Raw genomic sequence first — 14,227 nt, 5'->3', positions numbered from 1 at the left:
AAGCATGAGACCACTCGACCGCAGGACTGTTCAGGATGATAGGCCAATCAGGCATCGGCCCATAGTAAGTTTCTTCACCAGACTCGCAAAAGAGAAGCCCTTGGGGCTTTTGGGAGGGCTGATCGTCCTGCTGATGCTGCTCAGCGGTATCTTCGCGGAGTTCTTGGCTCAACACGAGATGGACGAGATCAACCTCATAGATAGATTAGTTGGAACGACGATCAACTATCCCCTAGGGACGGACCATTTGGGGAGAGACATACTAAGCCGCATGATCTACGGAGCCCGGGTCTCGATGACCGTTGGCATGGCAGCCTCTACTCTTGCGGTCGCTGTCGCTGTGATCATTGCGGTCCCTTCAGGATACTTCAGCGGAAAGTATGACATCGTTCTTCAGAGGTTGGTCGACGGATTCATGTCCTTTCCATCCCTCATCGTGCTGTTAACGGTGATGTCGATTGTTGGGCGGGGGCTGCCGCAGATTATCCTGGTTCTTGGTGTGGTGCACGGAATAGGTACGTCCCGCGTGATAAGGGGCGCGGTTATCGGAATTAAGGAGAATGACTACTTTACCGCATCCGAGGCCGTTGGAAACACTACGCTTAGAACACTGATGCTGTACATCATGCCGAATGTCATGGCTCCCACAATCATCGTTTTCACTACCTCGATAGGCGCCATGATCCTATGGGAGGCATCCCTTAGCTTCTTGGGATTCGGTCTTCCCCCCGAGGCCGCAAGTTGGGGTGGAATGCTCAGCACCGAAGGCCGCACTTACATGGAGATGAAACCAGCCTTGGCCCTGTGGCCCGGACTCGCCATCACTGCGGTCGTCTACGGCATAAACATGTTCGGCGACGCCATGCGTGACCTGCTCGATCCTCGTCTCAGGGGCAGCCGCTAAATTCATAGCGCCGAACACGGCCTCCTGGAGTGCAAAGACGAACTCAGACCCATGCTCCGAGACTGGCTGCGGGCCAAGCTGGGCCCTCCAAGCGGCTAGATGTAGGTAGTCAGCTCCTGCTCGACGCGCAAGTCAGTACGCAGAGGTCTCGATAGCACACCCTTCACCAGCCAGCGCACCGTCGACTTTTCGGTCTTCAGGCTTGGCAGTTCGACACTTCCCACGTTCAGCTGAAAGTCCCAATCCAGCGCTTCCTGGGAATCGACGTCGGGCATAAGAGTCGCTGCCGGGCTCAGCGTAACGCTGTCTATGGGATGTTCATTCTCATCGTTGCCAAACTTTTCGACCCGGACCAGGTCGACCCTGATCTCCTGCACGGATACTTCGCTGGCCATTCTGGCGCTGAATCTGCCTTCGAGCGTGTCGCCAGAGCCCGCCTGCGCGGAGTTAAGTCGTAGTGTAAGCACGCCCTGATTGTGTTGGGCCTCGGCGATAGACGGACTCGGAGGCGTGGCAGGTGGGGACTGCGCAGGAACTGCAATCTCGCGGCTCGCCGACAGGTCCCGCGCCTTGATTACATCCATTGATGCACTGACTTGCCACGTTATGCCCGGCTCTATTTTCTGAATGACGGTCCCGTGCAGCGTTGGGAGCGCATCGGGCGGCAGCTGAAACGCTACCTGCGTCGAATACTGTGTGCCTTTGCGTATGGCACCGGAGTCGGAGAAAGACTCCTCCTGACTACTGAGGATGTTCGTCTTCTTTTGATATGAAGTGCCGTACTGGCTGCTAGTCTTCTGAATGTAGGTTTCCACGCAGACCAGGGCCACGGTCCCGCCGCGGATCTCAAAATCGGAGTCCGAGGAGAGCGTGACGCGTGCTGCCACCTCCTCTCCGGGGGCAGCGGACACCTTGTCCATCTCCACCCGCAAGTCGGCCTTAGGACGGAGAAATAGCGATAGCATAAATGCACCTTCGTTGTGCTAGGTCGTGTTCAGTAGAGGGTACCACCGAGAGGACGCATACGCGAACACACTAGCCACTCTGTGCCGTCTCGGATATACTCTGCGCCACGAAACCAATCCCAGTTAGAAGCGAGGACTCCTCATGGGCGAATTTGATGGAAAGGTCGCGATAGTCACAGGCGCAGGCAGGCTCCGAGGCATCGGAAGAGCCGCCGCTGTCGGCTTCGCGAAGCAGGGCGCGAACGTAGTTGTAACCGGAACGGGCAGGGACCCTTCGACGTTCCCGGACGACGAGAAGGCCGTCAACTGGCGCGACATTCACAGTGTTGCCGACCAGATCGAGTCGCACGGCGTAAAGGCTCTGCCGCTGGTCGCAGACGTCACCAACAAGGACGATGTCCAGAACATGATCGATCAGGCCGTGAAGGAGTTCGGACGCGTCGACATGCTCGTCAACAACGCCGCCTTCGCGCGCGGCCCTGACCGCGTTCCCGTGCTCGATCTCGATGACAGAATCTTCCAGCTTGTCATCGACATCAAGATCGGCGGCACCTACCTGTGCACCAAGGCGTTCGTCGCCGCTCTCCAGGAGCAGGGTCACGGCGGAAAGATCGTCAACATCTCGTGCGCGAACACGCTGGCATACAACGCCGCCAACTTCGCAATCGTGGGCATGACCCAGTCGATGGCACACGAGTTCGGCCCCATGGGCATCAACGTAAACTGCGTCTGCCCGGGAGCCGTCGATACGCACAGGATGGACGACATCCCCCGCGATACGCGCTGGGTCGAGATGGCGGAGCGGACTCCGATCGGTCGAAACGGCACGGACGACGAGACAGGCGAGTTTTGCGTCTACCTCTGCACCGAGGCCGCCGCGTGGATCCACGGCCAGTCGATCAACATCAACGGCGGCTCAGTGATGGAGCACTAGGAATTGTGAAGTCGGAATTTAGAATGTGGAATTAGGCGCGGTCGGCCTAGTGAGGACTCACCCCACAGAAGCCACGTCGCAATTCCACATTCCTAATTCTCAATTCTCATTGGCAGCGACACCGTCGCCTTGCCTATTACGTGTGGAGTGCCCTCTTCGTTCTCCATCGTGACGTCGCACTCGATCTGAGGCTCGCCATCCACCATGTCCTTGTCGGTGATCATGCCGCGCAGCGTCAGCGGACGGTTGTGCAGCACCGGACTTCGGAACACCACGTCCAGCTTGACCAGCCTTACTGTCGGTGACCACGCAGTGATGAGCTGGGACATGATCGCGATGTTCATCGCTCCCGGAACGATCGCCTCGGGCAGCCCCTCGCTCTGGGCCTTCTCACGGCTGGTGAACCGTGTCGGGCCTTCCTCGCGTCCCCAGACCTGTGTGAACTCGATCACCTGGTCGTCGGACACCATTCGCTCTACTGGTCCGACCTCGTCTCCGAGGTCGACGTCATCGTAGTAGACTCCGTCGGCGCTCATCTGGGCCTCCTCTGGCGTTTCACGAACGACTCCTGTACAAGCGCGACAGTCTCGTCGTCCTGGTTGGCGAAGCTCGTCTCCCAGACTTGGAAGACCATCTTGCCCGAGCGCCCTGTCTTTGCGTAGACGTCCTTCAGCCTGGTCTTCGCGAACAGCGTGTCGCCAGGCTTGACCGGGCCGACGCACTCGATCGCCTGACCTGCGAACAGGCTCACGTCTCCGAACTCCAGCTTGATGTCGGGCCGGGAAACGCCGGATACGAACATGTTGCAGAAGGTGGGCGGCGCGATGATGCTGCCGTGCTCAGATGCCTCGCCGACCTCGTCGTCGAGGTAGACCGGGTTAGTCTCCCCTGTCGAGTGGGCGAACTTCACGATCATCTCTCTAGTCACCGGAAAGGAGCCGATCTCGTGGTCCACGCCAAGAAGGCTGCGGTCAAATACTATGTCAGTGTCTGCGGTGGTCATGTATACAAAAGTCCTCTCTAAGGATGAGTCACACCCTCGCTCTCAAGATATGTTCCCCCTCTCCCTAAGGGAGAGGGCTGGGGTGAGGGTGAAAAGTCTGGATACATAGCTTCGTCAGGTCCCTGAGGATGACGGTTCTTAACAATTGATGGTTCATACTGCGTCGGAGAGCACAACGGGGGCGAAAGCTCCCGTCTTGAGCTCTCTGACCAGGTCGGTCTCGTTAAGCACCTGGTTCTCGAACTGGGTCATGCACTTCCCGATAGCGCTCACGAGGTGCGCGTCGCTTCCGCCCGTGGCTGGAACGCCAAGCAGGCGTATTAGCTCCTCTGCGCGCTCCTGTTCTCCAGGGCGATTCGAGCCGTTCAGACCCTCCGCAGCTCGTATCGAGCTGAAGTCCTGCCCGTTGTCCGTGAACTCGCACAGGCCGATCCCGAATCTGCCCGGATGGGCTGGCAAGGCAATGGCGCCGTGTTCGTCTGCAGCCCTGACCAGTTCGAGAGCGTCCATGCTGACGTTTCCGAAGTCGATGGCGTCGGTCAGCGCCTCGGTGACGCCGTACACCAGGAAGTGGCCCATGTTGGTGTCGAGCTCGGACCCTTTCATGATGAGCACGTCGTAGGCCTCGGCGAGCTCTGAGTAGTCCTTGTCGAAGTCGAACTTGCGGTGCTCGGTCAGGACGAAGCCGTCCAGCCTGCTTCCCTTCCTGCGGAGTACTCCCACCCACTTTACGTACTGGTCGACGGTCGCTCTTGAGTCGTCAGACGATACAGAGTGGGTGTGGAGGTCTATGAACATTCGCTTCTTCTGCCCGGGGGGAGAATAGAGGGCGCCCCCAAACGCTGCCTGACGAATGTTATGAAAGCGGTCGCGTCACAGTCAAGCGTTACTCCCGGCTGGAGTATGTAACATATGAGTAGACACCCTCTATGGAGCGCGGGCATCTTGCCCGCATCCGTTCGTCCTGAGCTGCCGACTCACATTGGACAACTTCTCCCGGACCTCAGTTTGGGATCACCAATTTGACAGCGGCTGTGACGCAGTCCAAAGTAGGCCAAAGGTCGCACGACAGGCATGAGCCTTTCGCTACACCTCGACACTCAAAGCATCGGAGGCTAACCCAATGGACCTTGGAATCACCGGAAAGAACGCGCTCGTTACCGGAGGCAGTCGTGGACTGGGACGCCAGTGCGCCGTCTCACTGGCCGCCGAGGGCGTAAACGTCGCGATATGCGGCCGAACTCAAGGCACGATCGACGGCACCGTGGCGGAACTGGAATCGATGGGAGTCAAGGCATTCGGTGTCGTCGCGGACGTGGTAGATGCCTCGGACATGCAGAGGCTCCACGACGAGACGGTCGCCGGCCTGGGACCTATCGACATTCTCGTGAACAACGCCGGCGGGTCCGTCGGCTCTACCGACATCGTCGATACGCCGCTGGACAACTTCCGCACCGTGTTCGACCTCAACCTGTTCGGCGGATACGAGCTCACCAAGCACGCGCTGGCTCACATGCGGGAGCAGGGCTGGGGTCGTGTGATCAACATCGCGTCGATTTGGGGCCGCGAGTACGGAGGCAACATCGGCTACATGTCCGCCAAGGCCGCGCTGATCGCAGCCACCAAGCACGCAGGGTTGTCGCTCGGCGGTACTGGAATAACCGTTAACTCGATCGCGCCGGGCTCGATCGCCCACCCCCAGGGTGGCTGGGAGCGGTTCCAGAATGAGCAGTCCGAGGAGGTTGTGAGCACCTTCATCGCGAATAACCTCCCGATGGGCAGGTTCGGCTGGCCCGAGCCCGTAGGCGACCTGTGTGCGTTCCTAGCCTCGGACCGTGCCGACCTCATCACCGGCTCATGCGTGGTCGTCGACGGCGGCCAGAGCTACTCGATGATGTAGGGGGCACCACCGCCCAAAAGAGAAAGGCCGCAGGACCGAAACCCTGCGGCCGCTGATGCTCCTGCATGTACACTCAATCAGCACTTTGGCTGCGACTGAGCGCTGTCGACATTGGTGTCGGACATCATATTGCAGCCGCTGTCATCTCCGTCCACCAGCGTGCCTGGTATGGAGTTCATTCCGTGGTACCACCGGTTCACCTTCTCGGTTTCGTCCGAGTCAGCCGCCCAGAGACCGGCGTTGCCCTGGCTGAAATACAGACCATTTACTTCCGATTTGCTGTTGCCATTGACGATGCTTATCCCATTCCTGTCTTCATCGCCTCTCTGCACGGTGTATCCGAACACGATTGTGTCAGTGCCGTCGCCCCTGAGCATGCTTGCATGGCGGAGACCGTCACCAACGCGGATCATGATTCCAGTGTCGTCCGCGCTATTGCCCGTGTCAGGATTCACCTGTGTCACCGGGCCGGTGAAGTATGCGGCGATCTCGATGACGTCTCCCGGCACATAGGTATCGTTTTCCGACCCACCTGAGGGTTGCGAGATCACTTCCAGGTCATAGATGCCTACACGCTCGTCATCTTTGATGGTTACGATCCACTCGCCTCCTTCGCCATCTTCTCTGGCGTTCTCGAACCGTACCTTGAACGTCTCGTCCAGTTCAGAGTACTTGTCCTCTTTGGTCTGGAAGGTGCGTGCCATGGTTCCCGCTTCGGTCTGGTCGGCATCGCTGACCTGTTCTTCTCTGTTCAGGCTATCGAAGTCCGACTGATCGGCGGTGATCGGGGCGGTGTACCAGTACACCTTCATCGTGGAGGATGGGTTGGTGGATTCTTCTCCCCTTAATATCTCGAGACTAAAATCATCGCCCTCAGTGACCTCAACGTTGTGGTCCTCGAGGCGTAGCCACTGCTCGTACACGCTGGTCTCACTTGCTCCAGCGCTGTCCGCGTAAGCAGTCTGCTGAGGAATGACGGCGCTGCCTATGATTAACAGCGGCATCACTACGGACAGAATTGTCGACAGCCAGGGTGCGCGGACCCTCCCAATGCGGTTTATTGCTCCTCCGATTCTCATTTCCGGCTCCTGTATAAGTTATATAAACAAACTAGTATGATAAAGATTTATATCAATAATTATGGTAAATCCGATGTAGGTGGTCGGCAAGACCAATTTCCTCGGTAGTTTCGAAGACAGGCGCCACGCCTGGCCCTGGTCATATGGAGGGGAAGTGATGAGGAGCCGTGTTTGACAGGTCATCGGGTCCGAAGGCCCGAAATTCGAGAGCGCATCGGCATGAAGGGGTCTTACGAAGTAGCGCCTGCTAATATTGGGAGACGAGGCAGCCGTCCCTGAAACCTGGGGAGGTCGCCTACCTCAGAAGCAGGAGATTATGGTCCCCAGGTGAGAGTTATTGCCTTCTGGCAAACACGAGCGGGTGGTCTTCTGCGGGTGCCTCATGGCTCTCGGAGTACCCGTTGCCGACAGCGGATGTTCTCAGGATGCTGAAGCCAAGCCCGTCCAGGATTTCGTGGTAGTCTCCAAGACCATAGTTGCTCCAGTACATCGTCACGCCAAAGAAGTCGTCCTCGGTATATGCCGACTCACTACTATGACTGAGTGTGCACATGAGATAGCCACCTGGTTTCAGCCAGTCGTGGACTCGACTGAACAGGACGGCGTGCTCCTCTCTCGGTATGTGAAATATCGAGTAGAAGGCGACCACGGCATCGAAGCTCGAATCCGGAAACTCCACCGACGTGATATCGTCATGAATGAAGTTCGCACCCGGCACGTTCGTCCGGGCCCGTCGGATCATCTCACCGGAAAGGTCGACGCCTGTGACTGCGAATCTCTCCGCCAGCGCTCTTGCTACCGGAATCCCGGCGCCGCAGCCGATGTCGAGTACTGATGCTCCGTTTTCCAGACGCTCACTGAGCAGGGTCAACTCAGGATGCACCTCTCCCATTCGGGCTTCGGAGTAGGCGGCGGCACACCGGTCGTTGCTACTCCGAACGAGGGCCCTATAGTCGACGAGAGGATCATCTGCGGGCTTCATACTTGCCCTCTTGTCATATGGTAGGTCCAGAATTCTAGTGCCTGGGAGTCATGCCAGCACCACTGGCATCTGTTCAGCGCGGTGAAGCCAAAGGTCCTGGGCATTGCCTTGGGTGTGTCGGTGTCGTTATGGTAAGTGGACTATGATAGACTAGTCCAACTAACGGTAAGGAGTGCAAACGGTGCTTGACTCTAAACCTCAACGAGTATGGACTGTAGCAGAGGCAAAAGCGCGTCTGTCGGAAATTCTGCGACTGTCGGAAGAAGAGGGTCCCCAGCGCATCGGGGCCCGGAAGTCCTTCGTAGTCGTACCTGCCCGTGTATGGGATGAGAGGCAGCCATCCCGGCCACCCTTGGGTAAGTGGCTCATCGAGAATATGCCCCGTGGGACAAATCTGGAGATACCAGACCGTGGCGGGGAGTCGCGTCGCGAGATTTCCTTTGCTGACTGGGACGATGACGACTGGGGTAAAGAGTGAGCGGGTTTCTCCTGGACACGAATGTCGTGTCGGAGATGACAAAGAGCCGTCCCAATCTCCTGGTCATCTCATTTCTCGCTCAATCCACTGATCTGTGGCTAGCGTCCTTGGTTGTGCATGAGCTGGAGTTTGGCCTGCAACTCGCGCCCCCGGGACAGCGCCGGGATCGTCTGCGAGCGGGTATCTCAAGGTTCCTCACTGGCTATTCGGACCGAATCCTGCAACTTGATAGGGCGGCGGCGGAGTGGGCCGCACGCTTCCGGGCAGACGCGGTCCGCTCCGGGCGTCCCCCCGACCTCGTTGACATACTAATCGCCGGAATAGCCAAGGCTCATGATCTTACAGTTGCCACCCGTAATGTCCGAGATTTCCAGCATCTCGACATAGATGTGTTCAATCCCTGGGATGGTCAGTGACCGCAGTCGCCACGCAGGATTAAGTGGATCGACATCTTCAGGTCAGTAACGCGTGTCCCCCCGCCCATACCCCTACCACCACTGCTCGTAACGTATCCGCGGACGGGGTACGCCCAGCTCCCGGAGCATCGCGATCATCGCCCGGATCATGGCTGGTGGGCCGCACACGAAGAAGAGGGCATTTAGATCGACGGACTCCGACCTGAGCAGGCCTGCGTCAATCCGCCCCGTGTGTCCATCCCAGGCGTCGGACTCAGGCTGTGTGACTGTGAAGACGGGTCTGATGCGAGGATTGGCGTCAGCTATCGATACAAGCTCCTCCCTGAACAGCAGCTCATCCGGCGTCGCTGCACTGTACACGAGGGCCAGACGTGTACGAGTCGCAAGCTCGTTCGCTGATCTCACGATGCTCATCAGCGGAGTCAGCCCGATGCCGCCAGCAATCAGCACGACCGAGTCGGCCTCTTCCGGTTCATAGTAGAAGTCTCCACCAAGTGCGACCTCGACCTCGTCCCCGACTCGCGCGTCATCATGGAGCCAGTTGGTGACAGGGTGGTCGGAGCCGTCCTGCTTCACTGCGAGACTGAACGTCGTCTGCTCTGCCGGGGAAGATGTTATTGAGTAGCCGCCGACGGCTTCTGCGCCCTCAAGGGTAACGAAGAAGTCCACCCACTGGCCGGCCATGAATCCGATCTCTCGCCCATGGAGGTCAAAGGCGAACGACTTGATCGTCGGCGTCTCCTGGCGGATAGCGACGATCGTGGCCGGCAGTCTCACTTTACAGAAAACTCCGCTCGGCCGACGTCGCAGCGAACTCCGGTCTCACCAGCCTGTCGTACTCGTGCCGGCCTCGAACCATCCCGCCGTCGATCAGGATGTCCCGCATCCCGTTGTAAGAGGACTCCGTGATGGCCGCGCTCTCTGGCCATGTGTTGTTCGCCCTGTATTGGTGAATGCAGTCTTGCAACAGGCTGGAGTCAAGCTCGGCGAAGAATGGCTCGACCTGTTCCACTACCTCAGCATCTTCTGCGCCCGCCAGCCATCGGAGCGCGTCGTCGAAGCCGTTGACGAAGGCCTGCACTGTGTCCGGATGTGACTCTATGAAGTCAGGCATCGCGGCGAACGAGCTGTAGCAGATGTGCCCAAGTTCAGGCCCGAGCGCCGTTGCAATGTGCCCAGAGCCCTCGGCTACCAGGAGTCCTGCCTGTGGATGCGGCATGTGGACATAGTCGATAGCGCCTGCCCTGAACTGGTCCAGCGCATCTTGCGCGGAGAGTCCGGTCACCAGGTCGAGCGAATCGAGATCGACGCCGTGTTTCAACATGGCTGCTCGGAGCGAGTTCCACGGAACGGGTGTGAACCCGACCGGGGCCAGTGTGGTACCCTCTAGCATCTTCCATTCCCAATCGTCTGTCGGCTCACGCGAGACTAGGAAGAAGCCGTCGCGGCGGTTGATCTCCGCGATGTGCAGCGGGGCGTCCTCATGTCCCAGGTCCAGCTCAACGAAGCTGCGGCTGACGCCTGTCTGCACAACGTCCACCTCGCCGGACCGGATGATGTCCATCGCCGCTCCGCCTTCCGGCATTGTCGAAAACATCACGTTGAGTCCGTGCCGGTAGAAGAAGCCTCCGGAGACCGCCACGTAGATCGGCGTATAGAAGAGGTTTCTGAACGTCTCCATGAGACGAAGGTTCTTGAGCGAAGATGCAGTTGTCATTTCGATAGTCCGTCCCGCAAGAAGTACCTAGGAGGACGAAGCATTCCGGCGCTCCATCTCATCGATGATGCGATAGGCGTACAGTATTCCGCTGCTCTCGTCCTCTATGGGCAGTTGGTTCTTGATCTCGGTCCCGTCGGGGAACTGAATCTCCACAGAGATCACAGGCTTAGCATCGTCAGACATAGTGTTGAGCAGGTTGTGTCCGTCCGGTACGGCCTCGAACTCCCGCATCACGACGATGTCACAACCCTTGTATTGTTCACTTCTCATAGCTCCCTCCTGTTTAGGGGTGTCTTTTTCTCCTGCGGGAGCCCGGCAACTCACGTGGGGGTGAAAGCAGTCACCATGCGAGACGCCCGGTCATTCTGTTCACGGTCCAGTGTAACTAGTGGCGCGTTCTCTATCATCGCGGCTGCTACATACACAGCGTCAGCGCCCTTCAACCTTAGTCGAGCGGCCAACTCGCCACTCAGTCGCGCCATCTGTTCATCGATATCCAGGAGGCGGAGGCCTGGTAGGTTACCAAGCTGCCGAGCCGCAGTCAGACCCAGTTCTATTTCTCCAGTTCTTCGGCCCAGTGGCCCTGCAACTTCTGCCAGCAGAATGGCAGGCGCAAGTATCTCTTCTCCCCGCGAAAGCGTCTCAAACACCCAGCTGCGGGCTTCAGTGTGACGAGGATCGCGGGTCCAGAATCTGGCGACCCATACACTCGCGTCAACGATGTACAAGTTAGAGTTCCCTTCGGGACTCTCTCACGACGTCCGCTGCTGACTCGTCGCTGTCCCACTTTGCCGAGATCTCTTCAGCCAGCTTGTCCATCTGCTTCCAAATCATGTCGAACCTTGTCCGTCGGTCTTCGGCAGACTCAACCGGCACGATTTGCGCAACCACGATGCCCCTGTATGTGACTTCGATGGTTTCTTTCTCGTCACGTACTTTCTTGACGATTGCGCTAGCGTCTCGCTTCAACTCTCTGACACCTACAGAAAGCATCCTGTCCTCCATAGTCTCACAAAGCGCCTGGTCAGAATCGTCTGAATGATGTTGTCTATCCACCGATAACTCGCCCCTCGTAGTCTATTGGTACTATTGGCAGGCCCAGTTCACTCAGCCCCGGCTCAATCTCGGCAGCATCGCCTGCGATCACGATGTTGAGGTGATCGACGTCCAGCAGCTTGGAACCGGCGCTCCTCACGTCGTCCAGGGTAGTCTCGGTCAGACGCTGAGGATAGTGCGTGAAGTAGTCGTCCGGAAGATCGAACGTGACGATGCGAGTCAACTGGCTGAGTATCTGGAACTGCGTCTCGAACTGGCTGGGAATGCTTCGCATTATCCCGTCGATAGCGTCGCTGTACTCAGTATCAGTCACGGGCCGGTCGCCGAGGATCTCGTTGAACTCCTTCAGAGTCTCGATCACGGTCTCTTTCGTCACGGTAGTCTGCACTCCGCCGCCTGCGATCAGCATGGACGGGCCGAGGTTCCACTCGACGCTGGACATGTACCCGTAGCTGTAACCCTTGTCCTGCCTCAGGTTCATATTCAGCCGGGCTCCGAACTGGCCGCCGAAGATGTAGTTGAACACGTTCAAGGACATGAAGCGTGGGTCTTTTCGTGGAATGGTCAGATGCCCAGACCTGACCACTGACTGCGCTGCGGCGGGCTTGTCGGCGAGGTATATCGTCGTCTGAGACTGTGTAGGGGGCTCTGACTCAGCCACTTCGGATCCCTGTCCCTGCCCGGCGGACCACTGCCCGAACGTTTCGTTCGCGGCTTCTACCGCCTCGTCAGTCGACAGGTCACCCACGATGATAAACGTCGAATTCTCCGGTCGGAAGTTTGCGCCGAAGAAGGCCTTCAGATCGTCTGCCGATACCTGCTCGACCGAGTTCTCTACACCCGTGAGCGGGTGTCCGTAGGGCGTTCCGGGCCCGAACATGACGCCGCGGGTGGCTCGTCCCGAGATGGTCGCAGGACTGTCTGAAACGCGCCGCAGGTCAGTCAGCAGGTTGGCTCGGACGCGCTCAAGCTCGTGAGTAGGGAATTCTGCGTTCTGGGCTATGTCGCCCAGTATGCTTAGAGCATCATGCCAGGTCGTGGAAAGCCCATCCGACATGAGCACTATGTGCTCTCGGCTCGCGCTGGAGCGTAGGTGGCTGCCCAGGAATTCGATCTCGTCGGAGATCTGTGCAGAAGATCGGCTCGAAGTCCCTTCAGGCAGCATGGAGGTCGTGAGGTGGGCAAGGCCGGCCCTGTCTGCAGGGTCGGATATCGCACCTGATCTGACCACCAGCCCGAAAGCCACCGTAGGGAGCCCCCTCTTCTCCACGTGCAGGATATTCAGACCGTTGCCTAGCTTGGCACGGTTCGGGACAGGGGCTGTAAACACGGGCTGTGGTGACGCCGCGGGAGTCGCGCTGCGATCGACAGGCGAAGCCACGGTCGTGCGTTGCTCCTCCGGGTGAATCGCCAGTCGCACCCTGGCATCGGACAGCATCCCGGCGACTCTCGCAATGTCGTCTCGCGTGACTGCCAGGTACCGGTCTATGTCCTGGTTTATGTACGCCGGATCGCCGGTCATCACGTTGTAGTAGTTCAACTGGTCCGCGCGGCCACCGAATCCTCCGAACCGTTCAAGCTGGAAGACGTGCGAGGCCTGGATGCGGTTCTTGGCGCGCTCCAACTCGCGCTCGCTGACGTCGCCCCTGGAGATGTCCTTGATCTGCCGATAGACCTCCCGCTCCAGCTCTTCGAGCGTGTGTCCAGGGTTCGCGGTGACCTGCACCATGAACTCGCCGGCAATCTCCTGGGCATGGTGGTACACGCGGACCTCGCGTGCTGAGCGCGCGTCGTAGACCAGCGAGCGGTAAAGCCGCGAACTCCGGCCATCTCCGAGTACGGCGCCGATGATATCGAGGGCGGGCTGGTCGGCCGTAAACCCGGGCAACGCCGGCCATACAAGGTACAGCCTCGGAAGCTGGACGCGGTCATGGGCCTCCATGTCCACAGCACCTGTCAGCGTCGTGTCCATCCGGCCCGTGCGGTTGACCTCCTGACCTGATGGGATGTCTCCGAAGTAGCGCTCCACCTTTGCGAGTGTCTCGTCAACGTCGAAGTCGCCCACGATGGCAAGGCTCGCGTTGTTCGGCGTGTAGAAGGTCTGGAAGAACGACCTCACGTCTTCAAGAGACGCGTTATCCAGGTCCTCCGGATCGCCGATTGTAGTCCAGTTGTACGGGTGAGGCGCAGGGAACAGCGCAGGCTGCAGCAGCATCGGCGCCATCCCGTAGGGGCGGTTCTCATAGTTCTGGCGCCGTTCGTTCTTTACAACGTCCCGCTGCACGTCCAGCTTGCGGTCTGTCAGCACCTCGAGCAGATATCCCATGCGGTCTGACTCGAGCCACAGCGCGAGGTCGAGATGGTTCGAAGGCACATTCTCCCAGTAGTTGGTTCGGTCTGGGGTGGTTGACCCGTTCAGGTTCGCGCCGACCTTTTGCAGCGGCTCGAAGTAGCTTACGTCGTGGTTCTTCGAACCCTCGAACATGACGTGCTCGAACAGGTGGGCAAATCCGGTCTTGCCGCGCTCCTCGTTCTTGGAGCCGACGTGGTACCAGACGTTAACGGCGGTTACCGGCAGAGACCGGTCAGGAGACAGGATTACGTCGAGACCGTTGGACAGCGTAATTTTCTTGAAGTCGATGGAGATCATTGAATGTTCCAGTCACATATCAGCCCGTGGAGGGCGGCAGCGGATTGCAAGGCAGATGTGCAGTCAAAGTAAACAAAGTTGGCGCTGACGGCAGTCGAATTATAGCACCGCACCTGCCGCGCCTGTCCGAGTGCAGTTTG

At 58.7% G+C, this 14,227-nt stretch carries 17 protein-coding genes; 5 read left to right on the top strand and 12 right to left on the bottom strand.

What is annotated here, in order from left to right:
- Positions 1-4 precede the first annotated feature (4 nt).
- Entirely contained in the window at positions 5-904 is a 900-nt protein-coding gene (locus J4G14_08310; GenBank protein ID MCE2457803.1) for an ABC transporter permease, read from the top strand.
- A 95-nt stretch (positions 905-999) separates the two neighbouring features.
- Here the strand turns inward: J4G14_08310 and J4G14_08305 are convergent, their stop codons facing one another.
- Positions 1,000-1,869 carry a hypothetical protein gene (locus tag J4G14_08305; protein ID MCE2457802.1) on the bottom strand — a complete coding sequence of 290 codons (870 nt, stop codon included), beginning with the start codon at positions 1,867-1,869 and terminating at the stop codon, positions 1,000-1,002.
- 142 nt (positions 1,870-2,011) lie between these two features.
- On the opposite strand from J4G14_08305, the gene J4G14_08300 reads away from it, so the two are divergent.
- Positions 2,012-2,803: an SDR family oxidoreductase gene (locus J4G14_08300; protein MCE2457801.1), complete on the top strand. Its 792-nt coding sequence runs from the start codon at positions 2,012-2,014 to the stop codon at positions 2,801-2,803.
- A 92-nt stretch (positions 2,804-2,895) separates the two neighbouring features.
- On the opposite strand, the gene J4G14_08295 is transcribed toward J4G14_08300, so the two are convergent.
- From J4G14_08295 to J4G14_08285, 3 genes are all read right to left on the bottom strand, one after another.
- Positions 2,896-3,339: a MaoC family dehydratase gene (locus J4G14_08295; protein MCE2457800.1), complete on the bottom strand. Its 444-nt coding sequence runs from the start codon at positions 3,337-3,339 to the stop codon at positions 2,896-2,898.
- On the bottom strand, positions 3,336-3,806 hold the full coding sequence (locus tag J4G14_08290; protein MCE2457799.1) for a MaoC family dehydratase N-terminal domain-containing protein: 471 nt from the start codon (positions 3,804-3,806) through the stop codon (positions 3,336-3,338). Before J4G14_08290 ends, J4G14_08295 begins: the two co-directional genes overlap by 4 nt.
- A 153-nt stretch (positions 3,807-3,959) precedes the next feature.
- Positions 3,960-4,604 carry a PHP domain-containing protein gene (locus tag J4G14_08285; protein ID MCE2457798.1) on the bottom strand — a complete coding sequence of 215 codons (645 nt, stop codon included), beginning with the start codon at positions 4,602-4,604 and terminating at the stop codon, positions 3,960-3,962.
- Positions 4,605-4,929: 325 nt separating this feature from the next.
- On the opposite strand from J4G14_08285, the gene J4G14_08280 reads away from it, so the two are divergent.
- Positions 4,930-5,706 carry an SDR family oxidoreductase gene (locus J4G14_08280; protein MCE2457797.1) on the top strand — a complete coding sequence of 259 codons (777 nt, stop codon included), beginning with the start codon at positions 4,930-4,932 and terminating at the stop codon, positions 5,704-5,706.
- A gap of 77 nt (positions 5,707-5,783) precedes the next feature.
- On the opposite strand, the gene J4G14_08275 is transcribed toward J4G14_08280, so the two are convergent.
- The gene (locus tag J4G14_08275) at positions 5,784-6,785 is read right to left on the bottom strand and encodes a hypothetical protein (GenBank protein ID MCE2457796.1); all 1,002 of its coding nucleotides are present in this window, start codon (positions 6,783-6,785) and stop codon (positions 5,784-5,786) included.
- 334 nt (positions 6,786-7,119) lie between these two features.
- The gene (locus tag J4G14_08270) at positions 7,120-7,767 is read right to left on the bottom strand and encodes a class I SAM-dependent methyltransferase (protein ID MCE2457795.1); all 648 of its coding nucleotides are present in this window, start codon (positions 7,765-7,767) and stop codon (positions 7,120-7,122) included.
- Positions 7,768-7,948: 181 nt separating this feature from the next.
- Here J4G14_08270 and J4G14_08265 point away from each other — a divergent pair, with 181 nt between their 5' ends.
- Entirely contained in the window at positions 7,949-8,245 is a 297-nt protein-coding gene (locus J4G14_08265) for a type II toxin-antitoxin system prevent-host-death family antitoxin (protein MCE2457794.1), read from the top strand.
- The gene (locus J4G14_08260) at positions 8,242-8,661 is read left to right on the top strand and encodes a type II toxin-antitoxin system VapC family toxin (GenBank protein ID MCE2457793.1); all 420 of its coding nucleotides are present in this window, start codon (positions 8,242-8,244) and stop codon (positions 8,659-8,661) included. The genes J4G14_08265 and J4G14_08260 overlap by 4 nt, the downstream gene beginning before the upstream one ends.
- 72 nt (positions 8,662-8,733) lie before the next feature.
- On the opposite strand, the gene J4G14_08255 is transcribed toward J4G14_08260, so the two are convergent.
- The 6 genes from J4G14_08255 to J4G14_08230 are packed head-to-tail and all read right to left on the bottom strand — an operon-like array spanning position 8,734 to position 14,087.
- Positions 8,734-9,438, bottom strand: a complete 705-nt coding sequence (locus tag J4G14_08255; protein ID MCE2457792.1) for an oxidoreductase — start codon at positions 9,436-9,438, stop codon at positions 8,734-8,736.
- A 1-nt stretch (position 9,439) separates the two neighbouring features.
- Entirely contained in the window at positions 9,440-10,378 is a 939-nt protein-coding gene (locus tag J4G14_08250; protein MCE2457791.1) for an ABC transporter substrate-binding protein, read from the bottom strand.
- Positions 10,379-10,405: 27 nt separating this feature from the next.
- Positions 10,406-10,651 (bottom strand): hypothetical protein, encoded by a 246-nt coding sequence (locus J4G14_08245; GenBank protein ID MCE2457790.1) that lies wholly within the window; start codon positions 10,649-10,651, stop codon positions 10,406-10,408.
- A gap of 50 nt (positions 10,652-10,701) precedes the next feature.
- A complete protein-coding gene (locus J4G14_08240) occupies positions 10,702-11,109 on the bottom strand; it encodes a type II toxin-antitoxin system VapC family toxin (protein ID MCE2457789.1) in 408 nt (135 codons plus the stop codon).
- A gap of 1 nt (position 11,110) precedes the next feature.
- Positions 11,111-11,374, bottom strand: a complete 264-nt coding sequence (locus J4G14_08235) for a type II toxin-antitoxin system prevent-host-death family antitoxin (GenBank protein ID MCE2457788.1) — start codon at positions 11,372-11,374, stop codon at positions 11,111-11,113.
- Positions 11,375-11,429: 55 nt separating this feature from the next.
- On the bottom strand, positions 11,430-14,087 hold the full coding sequence (locus J4G14_08230) for an insulinase family protein (GenBank protein ID MCE2457787.1): 2,658 nt from the start codon (positions 14,085-14,087) through the stop codon (positions 11,430-11,432).
- Positions 14,088-14,227 lie beyond the last annotated feature (140 nt).

This window comes from Dehalococcoidia bacterium (assembly GCA_021295915.1).
GTDB lineage: Bacteria > Chloroflexota > Dehalococcoidia > Lucifugimonadales > UBA1123 > VXRN01.
The sequence above is the reverse complement of the archived record's forward strand: the minus strand, read 5'-3'. Positions and strand labels throughout refer to the sequence as shown.

Bases quoted from the DNA above. Each gene is read 5' to 3' on its own strand.
- J4G14_08300 (MCE2457801.1), top strand. From the start codon at position 2,012: ATGGGCGAATTTGATGGAAAGGTCGCGATAGTCACAGGCGCAGGCAGG.
- J4G14_08310 (MCE2457803.1), top strand. From the start codon at position 5: ATGAGACCACTCGACCGCAGGACTGTTCAGGATGATAGGCCAATCAGG.
- J4G14_08290 (MCE2457799.1), bottom strand. From the start codon at position 3,806: ATGACCACCGCAGACACTGACATAGTATTTGACCGCAGCCTTCTTGGC.
- J4G14_08250 (MCE2457791.1), bottom strand. From the start codon at position 10,378: ATGACAACTGCATCTTCGCTCAAGAACCTTCGTCTCATGGAGACGTTC.
- J4G14_08305 (MCE2457802.1), bottom strand. From the start codon at position 1,869: ATGCTATCGCTATTTCTCCGTCCTAAGGCCGACTTGCGGGTGGAGATG.
- J4G14_08295 (MCE2457800.1), bottom strand. From the start codon at position 3,339: ATGAGCGCCGACGGAGTCTACTACGATGACGTCGACCTCGGAGACGAG.
- J4G14_08230 (MCE2457787.1), bottom strand. From the start codon at position 14,087: ATGATCTCCATCGACTTCAAGAAAATTACGCTGTCCAACGGTCTCGAC.
- J4G14_08270 (MCE2457795.1), bottom strand. From the start codon at position 7,767: ATGAAGCCCGCAGATGATCCTCTCGTCGACTATAGGGCCCTCGTTCGG.
- J4G14_08245 (MCE2457790.1), bottom strand. From the start codon at position 10,651: ATGAGAAGTGAACAATACAAGGGTTGTGACATCGTCGTGATGCGGGAG.
- J4G14_08285 (MCE2457798.1), bottom strand. From the start codon at position 4,604: ATGTTCATAGACCTCCACACCCACTCTGTATCGTCTGACGACTCAAGA.
- J4G14_08275 (MCE2457796.1), bottom strand. From the start codon at position 6,785: ATGAGAATCGGAGGAGCAATAAACCGCATTGGGAGGGTCCGCGCACCC.
- J4G14_08235 (MCE2457788.1), bottom strand. From the start codon at position 11,374: ATGCTTTCTGTAGGTGTCAGAGAGTTGAAGCGAGACGCTAGCGCAATC.
- J4G14_08280 (MCE2457797.1), top strand. From the start codon at position 4,930: ATGGACCTTGGAATCACCGGAAAGAACGCGCTCGTTACCGGAGGCAGT.